Below are 763 nucleotides of genomic sequence, written 5' to 3'. Positions count from 1 at the left end.
AAAAAATAAAAATATAGCAGACAACGACCTCGCTCGTATCTACAGATTTGAGAGGACACTATCATGAACAGATGGAATGAAACATGGAATAGTAAAAGAACAAACGTTATACTCATATTCATATTTTTAAGCATGGTTGTTCCATTGGTACCAGCTATATTGGCGCTTCTCGTTATCGCAATTCTTCTCTATATAATCAAAGATATCCCACTTAAAATACTAAATTATTATCTTTTTCTAGGCGTTGTAATAAGCGGTTTTCTGGGCCCATACCTAGCATTACCGGAATTTCCGAGCTTCTTCCTTTTCCGGGTTTTAATCATCCTGCACATGGTCCTATTTTTATTCGAAAAAAAGGATTTTAAGAAATTAGATAGAGTTAAAATACCGTTAATCCTATTCATAATCTGGATTTTGTATTCTATTTTTTAGTTTATTGTGGACTTCATCTCCAGCGCTTAGTATCCCAGCGATATACTATCAAATAGAGTCCTTTTACCTCATACTTGCTTTCGTTTATTACATTGATAGCTTGCCAAAACTAAAGCAAGTCTTAAAGTGGATTGTACTTATCTATATCCTGACGATTTCGATTGGTTTATGGGAAAGCCTGACAGGAGATCATTTAAAATACTCCGCGGGAAATATTTTAACATATGGCGACATGCGGCCGACTGGGCTACTCGTTAACACGAACGATTACAGCTCCTACCTAGCTTTCTATATACCGGTACTATTATTATGCCTATTCTACAAAAAAACA

Annotated in this window: 1 protein-coding gene and 1 pseudogene; both read left to right on the top strand. The window is 35.4% G+C overall.

Annotation, left to right across the window (positions count from 1 at the left end; all coding sequences use genetic code 11):
- The first annotated feature begins 63 nt into the window (after window positions 1-63).
- Window positions 64-432 carry a hypothetical protein gene (locus tag PCORN_RS16810; RefSeq protein WP_036082743.1) on the top strand — a complete coding sequence of 123 codons (369 nt, stop codon included), beginning with the start codon at window positions 64-66 and terminating at the stop codon, window positions 430-432.
- A 100-nt stretch (window positions 433-532) separates the two neighbouring features.
- Window positions 533-763, top strand: a pseudogene (locus PCORN_RS19870) (hypothetical protein); the annotation flags it as partial.

This window comes from Listeria cornellensis FSL F6-0969 (genome assembly GCF_000525855.1).
In the GTDB taxonomy this organism is placed as follows: domain Bacteria; phylum Bacillota; class Bacilli; order Lactobacillales; family Listeriaceae; genus Listeria_A; species Listeria_A cornellensis.
The sequence above is the reverse complement of the archived record's forward strand: the minus strand, read 5'-3'. Positions and strand labels throughout refer to the sequence as shown.